10 protein-coding genes are annotated in these 15,287 nt (G+C 73.6%); 7 read left to right on the top strand and 3 right to left on the bottom strand.

Annotated features, from left to right (window positions below; genetic code table 11):
• Positions 1 to 269: 269 nt before the first annotated feature.
• Positions 270 to 4,466, bottom strand: coding sequence for a bifunctional nitrate reductase/sulfite reductase flavoprotein subunit alpha (locus GSY65_RS28420; RefSeq protein ID WP_159773974.1), 4,197 nt, complete (start codon positions 4,464 to 4,466; stop codon positions 270 to 272).
• 405 nt (positions 4,467 to 4,871) lie between these two features.
• On the opposite strand from GSY65_RS28420, the gene GSY65_RS28425 reads away from it, so the two are divergent.
• The 4 genes from GSY65_RS28425 to GSY65_RS28440 all read left to right on the top strand — a co-directional run bounded on the left by GSY65_RS28425 (position 4,872) and on the right by GSY65_RS28440 (position 8,218).
• Entirely contained in the window at positions 4,872 to 5,261 is a 390-nt protein-coding gene (locus GSY65_RS28425; protein WP_159776465.1) for a cell division protein SepF, read from the top strand.
• A gap of 622 nt (positions 5,262 to 5,883) precedes the next feature.
• Positions 5,884 to 7,122 carry an AAA family ATPase gene (locus tag GSY65_RS28430; protein ID WP_159773976.1) on the top strand — a complete coding sequence of 413 codons (1,239 nt, stop codon included), beginning with the start codon at positions 5,884 to 5,886 and terminating at the stop codon, positions 7,120 to 7,122.
• 139 nt (positions 7,123 to 7,261) lie between these two features.
• Positions 7,262 to 7,558 carry a nucleotide pyrophosphohydrolase gene (locus GSY65_RS28435; protein WP_159776467.1) on the top strand — a complete coding sequence of 99 codons (297 nt, stop codon included), beginning with the start codon at positions 7,262 to 7,264 and terminating at the stop codon, positions 7,556 to 7,558.
• Positions 7,559 to 7,741: 183 nt separating this feature from the next.
• Positions 7,742 to 8,218, top strand: coding sequence for a DUF6099 family protein (locus GSY65_RS28440; protein ID WP_159773978.1), 477 nt, complete (start codon positions 7,742 to 7,744; stop codon positions 8,216 to 8,218).
• Positions 8,219 to 8,363: 145 nt separating this feature from the next.
• On the opposite strand, the gene GSY65_RS33405 is transcribed toward GSY65_RS28440, so the two are convergent.
• A complete protein-coding gene (locus GSY65_RS33405) occupies positions 8,364 to 8,531 on the bottom strand; it encodes a hypothetical protein (RefSeq protein WP_201452694.1) in 168 nt (55 codons plus the stop codon).
• Positions 8,532 to 8,771: 240 nt separating this feature from the next.
• Here GSY65_RS33405 and GSY65_RS28445 point away from each other — a divergent pair, with 240 nt between their 5' ends.
• Positions 8,772 to 9,695, top strand: a complete 924-nt coding sequence (locus GSY65_RS28445; protein WP_159773980.1) for an LLM class F420-dependent oxidoreductase — start codon at positions 8,772 to 8,774, stop codon at positions 9,693 to 9,695.
• Between the two features lie 175 nt (positions 9,696 to 9,870).
• On the opposite strand, the gene GSY65_RS28450 is transcribed toward GSY65_RS28445, so the two are convergent.
• Positions 9,871 to 10,497, bottom strand: coding sequence for a class I SAM-dependent methyltransferase (locus GSY65_RS28450; RefSeq protein ID WP_159773982.1), 627 nt, complete (start codon positions 10,495 to 10,497; stop codon positions 9,871 to 9,873).
• Between the two features lie 341 nt (positions 10,498 to 10,838).
• On the opposite strand from GSY65_RS28450, the gene GSY65_RS28455 reads away from it, so the two are divergent.
• Together GSY65_RS28455 and GSY65_RS28460 are read left to right on the top strand one after the other, a co-directional pair.
• Positions 10,839 to 12,458 carry a 3' terminal RNA ribose 2'-O-methyltransferase Hen1 gene (locus GSY65_RS28455; RefSeq protein ID WP_159773984.1) on the top strand — a complete coding sequence of 540 codons (1,620 nt, stop codon included), beginning with the start codon at positions 10,839 to 10,841 and terminating at the stop codon, positions 12,456 to 12,458.
• On the top strand, positions 12,455 to 15,028 hold the full coding sequence (locus tag GSY65_RS28460) for a polynucleotide kinase-phosphatase (protein WP_159773986.1): 2,574 nt from the start codon (positions 12,455 to 12,457) through the stop codon (positions 15,026 to 15,028). Before GSY65_RS28455 ends, GSY65_RS28460 begins: the two co-directional genes overlap by 4 nt.
• Positions 15,029 to 15,287: the final 259 nt, after the last annotated feature.

Below are 15,287 nucleotides of genomic sequence, written 5' to 3' on the forward strand. Positions count from 1 at the left end.
CGCCGCGGCCCGTCGGCGCCGATTCGACCGCGGCACCCGCCCCGCGTCGGACGAGGAAGACCGACTCCACGGCCACCACGACGTCCACGCCCCCGCACCACCCGGCGAAGCCGGGCGCCCCCACCCTCCGCCACGCTCGGCTCCGCTCGCGCGGGGGACCCGGGAGACCCCCATCGCGGCGGCCCACCACGCGTGGCGGCAGGGCTGGATCCGATCCGGGCCCGAGCACGTGCCTTCAGCGCACCTCTGCCGTCAGCGCACCCCTGCCGTCAGTACACGTCCCGGACGTACCGCTTCTCGTGCGCCAGCTGCTTCACGTACGCGGCGGCCTCGGCCTCGCCCAGCCCGCCGTGGGCCACGGCGATGTCCCGCAGCGCCCGGTCGACGTCCTTCGCCATCCGGGAGGCGTCGCCGCAGACGTAGAAGCGTGCGCCGTCCTGCAGCCAGTGCCACAGTTCGGGGCCGTGCTCGCGCATCCGGTCCTGCACGTACACCTTCGCCCGCTGGTCCCGCGAGAACGCGGTGTCCAGCCGGTCCAGCACCCCCGCCCGCCGCAGCTCCGCCAGCTCCTCCTCGTAGTAGAAGTCGGTGGCCCGGCGCTGCTCGCCGAAGAACAGCCAGTTGGGCGCCCGGTGGCCGAGGGCCTGCCGCTCCTGGAGGAAGCCGAGGAAGGGGGCGACCCCGGTGCCCGGACCGACCATGACCATTGGGGTCGTGGCATCGGCCGGCGGCCGGAAGTGCGGTGACCGCTGCACGAACACCGGCACCTCCCGGCCGGCCTCGCCGTCCGCGAGGAACGGCGAGCAGACCCCGCCGCGCCGCTGCCCGCGCAGGTTCTCGTACCGCACGACCGACACGGTCAGCGACACCTCGTGCGGGTCGACGAGCGGGCTCGACGAGATGGAGTACAGCCGCGGCTGGAGCCGCCTGAACACCCCGGCCCACTCGGCCGCGGAGGCCCGCGCCGCGAACTCGGCGACGACGTCCACGGCCTGCCTGCCCCACGACCACCGGGCGAGCCCGTCCTTGTTGTCGGGTCGCATCAGCTTCTTCAACTCCCGTTTGTCCCGCGTCCGTTCGGAGACGAAGCGGAGCAGGTCCGGGGTGATCCGGGTGATGTCGAGATGCCGGTGCAGCGCCTCGGCGAAGGGCACCTCGCCGACACCGGCGACCTCCACGGCGGCCGAGCCGTCCAGACCGGTCACCGCCAGCCACTCCGCGACCAGGCCCGGCGAGTTGACCGGCCGTACTCCGAGCGCGTCACCGGCCTCGTACGTGAGCCCCGTCCCCTTCGTGTCGAAGGTGAAGCGGCGTACTTCCTTGCCCGCCCCCGGCAGGCTGAGCAGCCGGTTGCCGACCAGCCGGGCGGGCGCGGGCGCGGGCCTGGCGGACCGGGGGGCCACCGGCACGGTGAGGGGGGCGGCGCCGCGCGCGGAGAGGGGAGTGGGGCCGGGCGGCGCGAGGGGCGCGGGCTGCGGGCCCGCCTCCGTGAGCCCTTGCGGGGCAGGCGTCCGCGTCCCGCTGCCGAGCGCGGTGAGCACCTGTCCGAGCCAGGCGTCCGCCGACGGCGCGTAGTCCGGCTCGCAGTCCGTGCGGGGCGCCAGCCGCACCGCGCCCAGCTCGTCGAGCCGGGCGTCCAGCCGCCGGCCGTGCCCGCAGAAGTCGTCGTACGACGAGTCCCCGAACGCCAGCACCGCGTACCGCACACCGTCCAGTCGCGGCGCCTCCCGGTCCGCGAGCGCCTCCCAGAAGCCGGAGCCGTTGTCGGGCGCGTCCCCGTCGCCGAAGGTGCTCGTGATGAGCAGCAGGTCCGCGCCGCGCGGCAGTTCGCCCGGGGCGGCCTCGTCCATGCCGACCAGCGTCGCCCGGTGTCCCGCCGCGCCCAGGTGCTCGGCGGCGGCCACCGCGAACTCCTCCGCGGTGCCCGTCTGCGAGGCCCACAGCACCACGACGTCCCGCCCCGCCGTCCCGGCCGCCGGGTCGGCCACGGGCGCCGCCGACCGCGAGTACATCCCGGCCAGTACCCCGTTCACCCACAGCGCGTGCTCGGGGCTGAACGGCGCGTCCGGCGGCAGCACGGGCACCCCGGTGACGCCGGACGCGAGCCCGGCGAGGAAGCCGGTGAGGTAATGGCGTTCGCGGGCGGAGAGCACGGGCGGGGGAGCGGGCGCGAGACCGAAGGCGTCGGCGCCGGGCGCGACCGCGGTCGGGACGAGCGCCTCGACCGCCCCGCCCCGGCCGTGACCCTGGCCCGTACGAGCCTCGACCGCGTCGGCCGCGACCGGCTGGGTCCCGGTCGGCGCCGGCGCGGGGGCCGCCACCTTCGTCAGACCCACCGCGCACACCTTCAACTCCGGCTGGAACGACAGCGGGTCCACCGCGTCGCTGGTCACCGCGTTGATGCTCAGGTACTCCCCGAACAGGTCGTTCCAGTGGAACGGCGCGAACAGGCACCCCGGCCGCACCCGGTCCGTCACGACCACCGGCAGCACGGCCCGCCCCCGCCGCGAGGCGACCTCGACGAAGTCGCCGTCGGCGAGTTCCAGCGCCTCGGCGTCCTGCGGGTGCACCTCCACGAACGGCCCGGGGTTCAGCCGGTTGAGCTTGGCGACCCTGCCCGTCTTCGTCAGCGTGTGCCACTGGTGCTGCAGCCGTCCGGTGTTGAGCACGAACGGGAAGTCGTCGTCCGGCAGTTCGGCGGGCTCCAGGTGCGGCCGCGCGTGGAACACGGCACGCCCGCTCGCGGTGGGGAACCTCAGCCCGCCGTCCGTGTCCACGTACCGGACCGGGTTCCGCGCCGGCCCGGTCTCCTCCGCGGCCGGCCACTGCACCGACGTCGACCGCAGCCGCTCGTACGTCACCCCCCGCAGGTCCCACCCGGTCTTCGGGTTCCACGCCTGCTTGATCTCCTCGAAGACCTGCTCGGCGCTGTCGTACGAGAAGCCCTTCTCGAAGCCCATCTCCCGCGCGACGGCGGCGATGATGCGCCAGTCCGCCATCGCCTCGCCCGGAGGGTCGGCGGCCGCGGACGCCAGCGTCAGGTTCCGCTCGCTGTTGACGAGGACGCCCTCGGCCTCGGTCCACAGGGCCCCGGGCAGCACGACGTCGGCGTACGCGTTGGTCTCGGTGTCGGCGAACACGTCCTGCGTGACGACGAACTCCGCGGCCTCCAGCCCCTCGATCACCGTCTTCCGGTTGGCCACGGAGGCGACGGGGTTGGTGCAGATGATCCAGCACGCCTTGATCTCGCCGTCGGCCATCCTCCGGAACATCTCGACGGTGCCCTTGCCGAAACCGTCCGGGCGCAGCGTGTCGGGCGCCAGCCCCCACAGTTCCTCGACGAACGCCCGCTCCTCGTCCACGAGCACCGACCGCTGGCCCGGCAGCCCCGGGCCCATGTAGCCCATCTCGCGCCCGCCCATGGCGTTGGGCTGCCCGGTCAGCGAGAACGGTCCGCTGCCCGGCCGGCAGATGGCGCCGGTCGCCAGATGCAGATTGACGAGGGCGTTGGTGTTCCAGGTGCCGTGCGTGGACTGGTTCAGCCCCATGGTCCAGCAGCTCGTCCACTCGGCGGCCTCGCCGATCAGCCGCGCGGCCCGCCGTATGTCCTCGGCGGCGAGCCCGGTGACGGAGGCGACGGCGTCCGGCGCGTAGTCGGCGAGGAAGCCGGGCATCGCCTCCCAGCCCTCGGTGTGGGCGGCGATGAACTCGGGATCGGTGTGCCCGTCCGCGTGCAGCAGGTGCAGCAGCCCGTTGAGCAGCGCGAGGTCCGTGCCCGGACGTATCTGCAGGAAGAGATCGGCCTTCTCGGCGGTCGCCGTGCGCCGCGGGTCGACGACGATCAGCTTCGCGCCCGCCCTGACCCGGTCCATCATCCGCAGGAAGAGGATGGGGTGGCAGTCGGCCATGTTCGAGCCGATCACCAGGAAGACGTCCGCCTTGTCGAGGTCGTCGTACGAGCCGGGCGGCCCGTCGGCGCCGAGCGACAGCTTGTATCCGGTGCCGGCGCTCGCCATGCACAGCCGGGAGTTCGACTCGATCTGGTTGGTGCGGATGAAGCCCTTGGCCAGCTTGTTCGCCAGGTACTGCGCCTCCAGGCTCATCTGGCCGGACACATAGAACGCGAACGCGTCCGGCCCGTGCTCGTCGATGATCGAGCGCAGCCGCCGGGCCGTCGCCGAGAGGGCGTCCGCCACCGGCACGGGCACCGGTTCGTCCCCCCGGTCGTCCCGCACGAGGGCCGTGGTGAGCCGGCCGGGAGCGGCCAGCAGGTCGGCGGTCGTCGCGCCCTTGGTGCACAGCCGGCCACGGTTCGCCGGGTGGGACCTGTCGCCGGTCGCCCTCAGGACCGTGCGCCGCCCGTCGGGACCCGTCCCGACGTCCAGGAGCATGCCGCAGCCGACACCGCAGTACGAGCACACGGTCCGCACCTGGGTGGTGGTGCTCTGCGGGCCCTGTGCGGCCACGGGCGGCCCCTCTCTGTCGGCGTGCGGGGTGTCCGGTCACCGCTCGGTACGGCGGTCGGACTGCTTCCGCTCAGCGTCCTGGTGGCCGCCGGGCAGGCTCGATCGTACGAATTGCCCGTTACGCCGATGTCACATGACCCGATCATGAGGGGTTACGGCCGCCACACAGCGCCCCGCGCGAGGGTGTGAGGCCGGGCCCCGGCCGAGGGGCCGACGGGGCCGCCGCGGCTGCCCTGACAGCCCGTTCGTCCACCTTCCCTGGGGGCGGTCCCGCGGCCTGTCCTGCGGCCCGTTCCACGGCCCGCTCGGCGGTACGTGTCGTTGTTGGGCCGATCGGGTGACCATGCGTAAGAATTGGTCGATGCAGTCAATCAGTGCGAGCCAGGGGGAAGGCCGGTGAACAGGGTGAACAGCCACGATGTCACCGACGAACAGTGGGAGGGGCTCGCACAGGTCGTGCCGCTGCGGGGCCGGGACGCCTGGCCGTCCGCGGTCGACCACCGGACCATTCCGGAGGCCGAGACGGAGGCCCGGCGCCGTTTCGTCGTCCTCCGCGTCAATGTCTTCGCCGATGCCCGTGACGTCGCCGAGACGCTCATGTCGGGCATCCCCGTCCTCCTCGACCTCTCCGGCGCGGAGACCGAGGTGGCCAAGCGCGTCCTCGACTTCAGCACCGGCGTCGTGTTCGGCCTCGCCAGCGGAATGCACCGCGTCGACCGCAACGTGTTCCTCCTCACGCCCCACGGGACGGAAGTCCGGGGCCTGATGGAGAACGCCGGCGTCCCCGGCGTCTGACCCCTGTCCCACGCCGGCCCGGAGCCCCGGCACCCGCCCGGTGCTCCGAGCCGGCCCCAGGTGCTGGTGCCGCGACGGGCAACGTTCGCCCCGGCGCGACGCCCGGCACGCACTCTCGCCGCACCGGGCACAAGCCCGAGTACATCCCGTACGAGGACGTGCGCCCGGCACGCCGGGAGCACGCACCGGACGCCGCTCCTCGACGGGCAAACGTCACCTGCCGCGGCACTGGGAAGCGGCCCGGCGCGCGGTGCGTCGGGTGCCCGGCGGCGAGTACCCGCGGCGGTGCCCCACCGGCCGAGAGGTGAACCGCCTCGCGTCCCTTCCCGTCGGCCTTGCCGAACTCCGCCCCGGCCCTCGCCCGGCTCGCGGTACCGGTGTGCCGGAACCCGGAGAGCGCGCCCCCACGGCCTGCCGGCGCCCCGGCGCCCCTCCGCATCCAGCACAGGCATCCCCCGCCCCCCGGCGCTCGCCGGACCCGCCTCCCGGCGCTCGCCGAACCTGCCATCCGGCGCTCTCCGTGCCCCAAGGCGCGCCCCCGCATAGAAAGCGCTCCCTCGAACGTAGGAAGATCCGCGAGGTGGAACGGTTCGTCTGACGTGGGTGTCTCTACGGTCCGCATATGACCGTGTCACCCCCGTCGCCGGTGCGGTCCGGCACCGACGCCGCCGTCCGTCCGGAGCGGCCGAGCATCACCGAACTGCGGCTCTCCGCCTACGCCGGACACCGCGGCGCCGCCGTCCCGCTCGGCCCGCTCACCCTGCTCGTGGGGCCCAGCGGCAGCGGCAAGACGACGGCGCTCAGGGCGTACGAGGCGCTCGCCCGGCTCGGCGGCGGCGCCCCCCTCGACGAGGCGTTCCCCGATCCGCACGGCTGTGTGCCCGAGCGGGCCCGCCCGGACGCCCAGCGCCGCCGCGGCTTCCGCGTCGGCTGCACCGCCGACGGCCCCGAAGGCCCCATCCGGCTCGACGTCGCCGTCCAGGCCGAACCCGAACTCCGCATCGCCGGCGAACGGTTGACCTCCGGCGGGCTGACCCTCCTGGAGACAGCGCTGGTCGACCCGGGCCGCCCCGTCGTCCAGGCCGCCTGGCACACCGCGGGCGCCTCCCCGGTCACCCGCGGCCCCCTGCCCGACGACCGCCTCGGCACCGCCCTGCTCCCCCTGCGCGTCGCCGGCAAGACCGACGGCCAGCGCCGCGTCCTCGCCGCCGCCGAGCAGATGGTCGTCGCCCTCCGCTCGGTCTTCGCCTGCGACCCCCGCCCCCGCCGCATGCGCGACGCCGTACCGCTCGGCTCCGGGCGCCTCCTGCGCGGCTGCGACAACCTCGCCGACGTGCTGTGGCGCACCCGCACGGAGTGCGGCCGACGCCACGCGCAACTGGTCGCGGCGGTCCGCGACGGCTGTGCGGGGCCGATCGCCGACCTCGTCGCCGAACCCGCCCCGGGCGGAAACGGGTTCGGCGACGCACCCGGAGCCTGCCACGGGCGCGGTACCGGCCCCGGCCTGGTGCGGGCGGTGCTCGACCGCGGTGACGGCGTACGGACGCCCCTCGCCCTGCTGGGCGACGGCGAACTGCGGTATCTCGCCCTGGCCCTCGTGCTGTTCACCGGCCCCGGCGTCCTGGAGGTCGACCCGGCCGCCGAGGTGCCGGCGGCGCTCCAGACCCTGACCGTCCTCGCCGACGGCCTCGACCGCTGCCTCGATCCCCGCCAGTGCGCCCAACTCCTAAGCGTGGCGGCCCGCATGGGCGAGCGCGGTCACATCCGGCTCGTGGGCGCGGTGAGCGACGCGTCATGCGCCGACGGGGTCCCCGGGGCGACGGTGGTACACCTGGACCGTGAAAGATCCTCAAGCCCCTGACGGACCTGAAGCCTTTGACGGACCTCAAGCCTTTGACGGACCTCAAGCCCCTGACGGGCCTGAAGCGCCCGACGCACCTGTAGCCCCCGACGGGCCCGACCTCCCGGCGCGTCTCGACGTCCCGACCCTCCAGCGTCGCCTGGCCGAGTTCGCGGCCGCCCGGAACTGGGCGCCGTACCACACCCCGAAGAACCTGGTCTCCGCCCTCAGCGTCGAGGCATCCGAACTCGTCGAGATCTTCCAGTGGCTGACGCCCGAGGAGTCGGCCCGCGTGATGTCGGACCCCGACACCGCCCACCGGGTCACCGACGAAGTCGCCGACGTCCTCGCCTACTTGCTCCAACTCTGCGAAGTGCTGGGCATCGATCCGCTGGCCGCCCTCGACGCGAAGATCGACCGCAACGAACGGAGGTTCCCGGCGCCGGAAGCCCCGTGAAACCGAGTCACCTCACCGCTAATATAACGCTCCGTAGTTGAACGGCGGTGCTCTGCCGACTTGTTATCCACAGATTTCAGGCTTCCTCTGGCTTTCTGTCTCAGTCGCCCTCACTGTGGGTAATGAACAGAGAAGAGGTCGGGTGGACGTGTGAGAGCGCGTCGGGACAGTCGGGAGCAGCGCATGGACGCGGTGCGGCTCATCTTGGCGAGCAGGCGCGCTCTGGCGGGCAGCGTCGAGGAACCTCAACTCATGGCGGAGGCGTGGCAGGCGTACGCCCTCGCGCAGGCGATCGGCAGCCGCCTGGCCGTCTCCGGGCCCCCCGAACTGCGCGGTGAGGCGCTGGGGTTGACCGAGCTGGCCGGCAGCGGCTGCGGCATACTCGGCGCCCCTCCGCTCGGAGTGGGCGATTTACGCGCCGCCCAGCTCACCGATCTGGGCGACGCCCACGACTCGCTCACCCGCCTCGGCGGCCTCCTCGGCGAGGTCGGCATCGCCCTGGTCGGCCTCGCCAGCGTCGTCGGCGAGGAGTCGACGTACTGGCAGTGCATGGAGGCGATCGACGCGGCCGACGAGGCCCGCGACAGGGTCCTCGAAATGCTCCGCCGTCTCGCCGTGCGGGACCAGGTCCTCGCGGAACGGGACGCGGCAGCAAGCTGAACCGTTTCCGCGACGGGGGAGGGGAGAAGGCGCGCGTCAGCGCGATTCCCCGCGCCGTACGGGAACCACCCCGCGGCACGACCCGGTGGCCCCGTGCCGCTCCGCGGGGTCGGTCCGACGACGTCCGGTCGGACGGCGGGGCGGGTCAGGCGGAGCCCGCGTCCTCCGTCGGAGCGGGACGCGGCGCCGACAGATCGGCGTCGAGCTGGGACAGGTCCGCGTTCAGGGCAGCCATCAACTCCTCCATCTGCTGGAGCAGACCCTTGGGCTGCGCAGGCACGGCGGCCTGCTCCGGCACGGCTTCCTGGGACATGTGACGGCCTCCTCGGCCCTCGCCCCCCCGAGGGGGCACGTGTGCGACCGCCCCGGCAGCGACCGCCGGCGACGGGTGCCGGGCGGTCCGGCTCCTCCCGGGCAACGATCACCGTTCCCGCCGGTCACTGGCGCCACCCGTCCCGTACACCGGATTGACGGATTTTCACCCGAGAGGGCACGACGGCCGTGGCCCGGACCGGTGGCGTCGAGCGACGTCCGAGCGTGCAGGATGGAGGGCATGGATCTTCGCATCTTCACCGAGCCCCAGCAGGGGGCGACCTACGACAAGCTGCTCACCGTCGCCAAGGCCACCGAGGACCTCGGCTTCGACGCCTTCTTCCGCTCGGACCACTACCTCCGCATGGGCTCCGTGGACGGCCTGCCCGGCCCCACCGACGCGTGGATCACCCTGGCCGGCCTCGCGCGGGAGACCAAGCGCATCCGGCTCGGCACCCTGATGACCGCAGGAACCTTCCGCCTGCCGGGTGTGCTCGCCATCCAGGTCGCCCAGGTGGACCAGATGTCCGGCGGCCGCGTCGAGCTCGGCCTGGGCGCGGGCTGGTTCGAGGAGGAGCACAAGGCGTACGGCATCCCCTTCCCGAAGGAGAAGTTCGCGCGCCTGGAGGAGCAGCTGGCCATCGTCACGGGGCTGTGGGCCACCGAGGTCGGCAGGACCTTCTCGTACGAGGGCACCCACTACCAGCTGACCGACTCGCCCGCCCTGCCCAAGCCCGCGCAGGCCAAGGTGCCCGTCCTGATCGGCGGGCACGGCGCGAGCCGCACCCCGCGCCTCGCCGCGCGGTACGCCGACGAGTTCAACATGCCGTTCGGCTCGCTGGAGGACAGCGAGCGGCAGTTCGGGCGGGTCCGCGAGGCCGCCGTGGAGGCCGGCCGCAAGGGCGACGACCTCGTCTACTCGAACGCGCTGGTCGTCTGCGTCGGCAAGGACGACGCCGAGGTCGCCCGCCGCGCCGCCGCGATCGGCCGCGAGGTCGACGAGCTCAGGACCAACGGGCTCGCCGGCACCCCCGCCGAGGTGGTCGAGAAGATCGGCCGCTACCAGGCCGTCGGCTCGCAGCGCATCTACCTCCAGGTCCTCGACCTCGACGACCTGGACCACCTGGAGCTGATCTCCTCGGCGGTGCAGACCCAGCTGTCGTAGCGCCCGCCCCCGGACGGCCCGGACCGCGCCCGTGCCCCGGCGCCCGGTCCGAGCCGCCCGCCCGTTCGCCCCTGGGGCCATCCTTCCGTTCGCCCTTGGGGCCGCCCGGCCTTCAGCCGCCCGCCCTCCGCTCGTCGCCCTCAGCTGAGGCGGCCCCGGAACCCGGGGCCCGCACTCAGCCGGCGGCGCGGGCGTGCACGCTGACGGCGTACCCGCCGCCCTGCTCGAACGGGGCGCCGTCCCAGGTGGCATAGCGCTCCCGGAGGGCCAGTCCGGCCCGCTCGCACCAGTCGTCGAAGTCGGTGAGTGTCACCGTCGCCTCGGGCAGCGGCAGGTGTGCCGCGTCCAGGCCCATGCCGGTGACCAGCAGCCCGCCGGGGCGCAGTACGGCGGCCAGTTGCCGGACCACGGTCGGCTCGGTGCCGGGGGCCAGCAGCGGGATGACGTTGCCGGCGGCGACCACGAGGTCGAAGTCCGGGTCCAGACCGAGGGTGTCCAGGCGGGCGAGGTCCCCGTGCAGCCATCGTGAGGCGGGTGCCTCGCGCCGTGCCACGGCCAGCATGGAGAGGTCGACGTCCACCCCCGCGCAGTGGTACCCCAGTTCGGCCAGCCGGATCGCCACCCGTCCGGTGCCGCAGCCGGCGTCGAGGATCCGGGCGCCGGGTCCCAGCAGCGCGGCGCAGAAGGACGCCTCCCCGTGGACGTCCTGGCCGGAGGCGGCGAGCCGCGCGAACCGCCGGGCGTACTCCTCCCCGCCCTGCCCGCCGGTCAGCTCAGCCCAACGATCCCGCTGCGTCGTCATGTCCCGCGTGCCCTCCGGTCGGCGTTCGTGCCGGTGTCGGGACACCGCCTCCGGGCGTCCCCACCGATCGGGGCACCGTCCCCGGCGCCCCCACCGATCGTCGCACGCGGCGGCCGACCCGACCCGCGCCGCCCCACGGGACGCCTTCCGGCGACATGCGGCCCCCGCCGGGCCGCGACCGAGCCCGTCGCGACCGAGCCCGGCACGACCGGGGCACCCGCCCGTGCCGGGGCCCCGCCCACCGGGCGGCGAACCGGCCAGGGCCCGAAAAAAACTGCCTGCCCAGAGCACGTTCTCTGTAGGTTGTACGGACACTTCCGACGACCAGAGGCCACCCCGACGTGTTCCTGACGATCAGTACCACCGGCACCCCAGAGCGCCCCGCGACCGACCTCGGCTACCTGCTGCACAAGCATCCCGACAACGCGCAGGCGTTCACCACCTCCTACGGCACGGCGCACGTCTTCTACCCGGAGGCGGGCGTCGAGCAGTGCACGGCCGCGCTGCTGCTGGAGGTGGACGCGGTGGCCCTGGTCCGGCGGGGCAAGGGCAAGGGCCGCGGCGGCGCCCCGGACGCGGCGCTCGCCCAGTACGTCAACGACCGCCCGTACGCGGCCTCCTCCCTGCTCGCCGTCGCGCTGAGCAGCGTCTTCTCCAGCGCGATGAGCGGCCGCTGCACCGCCCGGCCCGACGCCCCGGGGGAGGCCCGCCCCCTGCGCGTCGAGATACCCGCCCTGCCCGCGCACGGCGGCCCCGACCTCGTCGCCGAGCTGTTCGAGCCGCTCGGCTGGACGGTCACCGCCGAGGCGGTGCCGCTCGACACGCAGTTCCCGGAGTGGGGCGCCTCCCGCTATGTCCACCTGGTCCTGGAGTCGGAGTCCCTGACCCTGGCCGAGGCGCTGCGCCACCTGTACGTCCTGCTGCCGGTCCTCGACGACGCCAAGCACTACTGGGTGTCGTCCGACGAGGTCGACAAGCTGCTGCGGGCCGGTGAGGGCTGGCTGTCCGACCACCCGGAGCAGAAGCTGATCACCAGCCGCTATCTCTCCCGCCGCTGGTCGCTGACCCGCGAGGCCCTGGGGCGCCTGGAACTCGTACGGCTGGCCGAGGCCGACGACAGCGAGGTCGAGGAGATCGACAACGCGGTCGACGACCTGGAGGAGCCGGCGGAGACGGACGCGGCGGAGGCAGCCGAGGCGGCGCAGGCACCCCGGGGCACGGAAGGACAGGAAACCCGGGACCAGGACGGGCCCGCCCCGACCACCGACGCCGGCGCCACCACTGACTCCCTCGACGCCGACGCCGGGTCCACGGCCGCCGACAAGCCCGCCCCCCTCGCCGTCCTCCGCCGCGACGCGATCGTCGCCGCACTGAAGGACGCCGGTGCCGCCCGGGTGCTCGACCTCGGCTGCGGCCAGGGCCAGCTCGTGCAGGCGCTGCTCAAGGACCCGCGGTTCACCGAGATCGTCGGCACGGACGTGTCGATGCGCGCGCTCACCATCGCCTCCCGCCGCCTCAGGCTCGACCGCATGGGCGAGCGGCAGGCGTCGCGGGTGCAGCTGTTCCAGAGCTCCCTCGCCTACACCGACAACCGGCTGAAGGGCTACGACGCCGCCGTGCTCTCCGAGGTGATCGAGCACCTCGACCTGCCCCGGCTGCCCGCCCTGGAGTACGCCGTGTTCGGCTCGGCCCGCCCCCGGACCGTCGTCGTGACCACCCCGAACGTCGAGTACAACGTCCGCTGGGAGACCCTCCCGGCCGGCCACGTCCGCCACAGCGACCACCGCTTCGAGTGGACGCGGGAGGAGTTCCGCGCCTGGGCGGCCACGGTGGCCGAACGGCACGGCTACGACGTCGCGTTCGTCCCCGTGGGCCCCGACGACCCGGAGGTGGGGCCACCCACCCAGATGGCCGTGTTCAGCATCGGCGACGTGAACGAGAAGGAGGCGAAGGCGGCATGAGCGACACCACCGTGGAGACCGGCGTGCGGCAGGCCGCGGGGCGCGTCCTGCCCGTCACCGACCTCTCCCTCGTCGTCCTGATCGGCGCCTCCGGCTCCGGCAAGTCGACGTTCGCCCGCAGGCACTTCAAGCCCACCGAGGTCATCTCCTCCGACTTCTGCCGGGGCCTCGTCTCCGACGACGAGAACGACCAGAGCGCGACGAGGGACGCCTTCGACGTGCTGCACTACATCGCCGGCAAGCGGCTCGCCGCCGGCCGGCGCACCGTCGTCGACGCGACCAGCGTGCAGTCGGAGTCCCGCAAACAGCTCATCGACCTGGCCCGCAAGCACGACGTGCTGCCCATCGCCATCGTCCTGGACGTGCCCGAGGAGGTGTGCGCCGAGCGCAACGCGGCCCGCACCGACCGCGCCGACATGCCACGCCGCGTCATCCAGCGCCACACCCGCGAACTCCGCCGCTCGCTGCGCCACCTGGAGCGCGAGGGCTTCCGCAAGGTGCACGTCCTGCGGGGCGTCGCGGACGTCGAGAACGCCACGGTCGTCACCGAGAAGCGCTACAACGACCTCACCCACCTCACCGGCCCGTTCGACATCATCGGCGACATCCACGGCTGCGCGAACGAGCTGGAGACGCTGCTCGGCAAGCTCGGCTACGTCGACGGCGTCCACCCCGAGGGCCGTACGGCCGTCTTCGTCGGCGACCTCGTCGACCGCGGTCCGGACAGCCCGGGTGTGCTGCGCCGCGTGATGGCCATGGTCGGCTCGGGCAACGCGCTGTGCGTGCCCGGCAACCACGAGAACAAGTACGGCCGCTACCTCAAGGGCCGCAACGTGCAGCACACCCACGGGCTCGCCGAGACCATCGAGCAGATGGAGCGCGAGAGCGAGGAGTTCAGGAAGCAGGTCCGGGAGTTCATCGACGGCCTCGTCAGCCACTACGTCCTCGACGGCGGGAAGCTGGTCGTCTGCCACGCCGGCCTGCCGGAGAAGTACCACGGCCGCACCTCCGGCCGGGTGCGCAGCCACGCCCTGTACGGCGACACCACGGGGGAGACCGACGAGTTCGGGCTGCCCGTGCGCTACCCGTGGGCGGAGGACTACCGGGGCCGCGCCGCCGTCGTCTACGGCCACACCCCGGTTCCGCAGGCCACCTGGCTGAACAACACCATCTGCCTGGACACGGGCGCCGTCTTCGGCGGGAAGCTCACCGCGCTGCGCTGGCCTGAGCGCGAACTGGTCGACGTACCCGCCGAGCAGGTCTGGTACGAGCCGACGAGGCCGCTGGCCTCCGAGGCGCCCGGCGGCCACGAGGGCCGGCCGCTGGCCCTGGCGGACGTATACGGCCGGCGCGTCGTCGAGACCCGCTACGACGGCCAGGCCCGCGTCTCGATCCGCGAGGAGAACGCGGCCGCCGCGCTGGAGGTCATGAGCCGGTTCGCCGTCGACCCGCGGCTGCTGCCGTACCTCCCGCCGACCATGGCGCCGACGGCCACCTCGCACGTCGAGGGCTATCTGGAGCACCCCGCGGAGGCGTTCGCGCAGTACAAGGACGACGGGGTCGAGCGGGTCGTGTGCGAGGAGAAGCACATGGGCTCGCGGGCCGTCGCCCTGGTCTGCCGTGACGCGGACACGGTCCGCCGCCGTTTCGGGGTTGCGGGAGGGCCCACGGGCTCCCTCTACACCCGTACCGGCCGCCCGTTCTTCGACGACGAGGCCCGTACCGAGCTGGTCCTCGCGCGGGTGCGCGAGGCCATGACGGCGGCGGGGCTGTGGGAGGAACTCGACACGGACTGGGTGCTGCTCGACGCCGAGCTGATGCCGTGGTCGCTGAAGGCGTCCGGGCTGCTGCGCACCCAGTACGCGGCGGTCGGCGCCGCGTCCGGCGCGGTGTTCCCGAGGGCGCTGGCCGCCCTGGAGGGCGCGGCGGCGCGGGGTGTCGACGTGGGCGGGCTGCTGGACGGGCAGCGGGAGCGGGCCGCCGACGCGGCCGCGTTCACCGAGGCGTACCGGCGCTACTGCTGGCCCACCGAGGGCCTGGACGGGGTGCGGCTCGCCCCGTTCCAGATCCTCGCCGTCCAGGGCCGCAGCCTCGCCGCGCTGCCGCACGACGAGCAGCTCGCCCTGATCGACCGGCTCGTCGAGTTCGACGCAAGCGGACTGCTGCAGACCACCCGGCGCCTCTTCGTCGACACCGGCGACGCGGACTCGGTCCGCGCCGGCGTCGACTGGTGGCTGGAGATGACGGGCCGGGGCGGCGAGGGCATGGTCGTGAAGCCGGTCGGCGCCGTGGTCCGTACGGAGCAGGGGCGGCTGGTGCAGCCCGGCATCAAGTGCCGCGGCCGGGAGTACCTGCGCATCATCTACGGCCCGGAGTACACCCGCCCGGACAACCTGGCCCGGCTGCGCGGCCGTTTCCTCAACCACAAGAGGTCCCTCGCCCTGCGTGAGTACGTCCTCGGTCTGGAGGCACTCGACCGGCTCGCCGAGGGGGAGCCGCTGTGGCGGGTGCACGAGGCGGTGTTCGGGGTACTGGCCCTGGAGTCGGAGCCGGTCGACCCCCGGCTGTGACGCTCTCGGTGTGCCGGCCGGAAGCCCTGCCGGAAGCCCTCGTACCGGATGTGCTCGGGCTTTCGGCCGGTGCGGCGAGAGGCGCGCCGGGCGTCACGCCGCCGCGGAGATCCGTCAGAAGAGCCCTAGCCTGTGTGGCGACTTTGCGGCTGATAATGTCGCAGACAGGCGTGGCCGTGCTCCGCGTTCGAATGGTTTCAGCGGTTCCGGCACTGCTCGGGGGCAGCGATCGCAGCCAATCGCAGGCGATCGCCGCCAC

The sequence above is a fragment of the Streptomyces sp. HM190 genome, from assembly GCF_009857135.1.
In the GTDB taxonomy this organism is placed as follows: Bacteria; Actinomycetota; Actinomycetes; order Streptomycetales; family Streptomycetaceae; genus Streptomyces; species Streptomyces heilongjiangensis.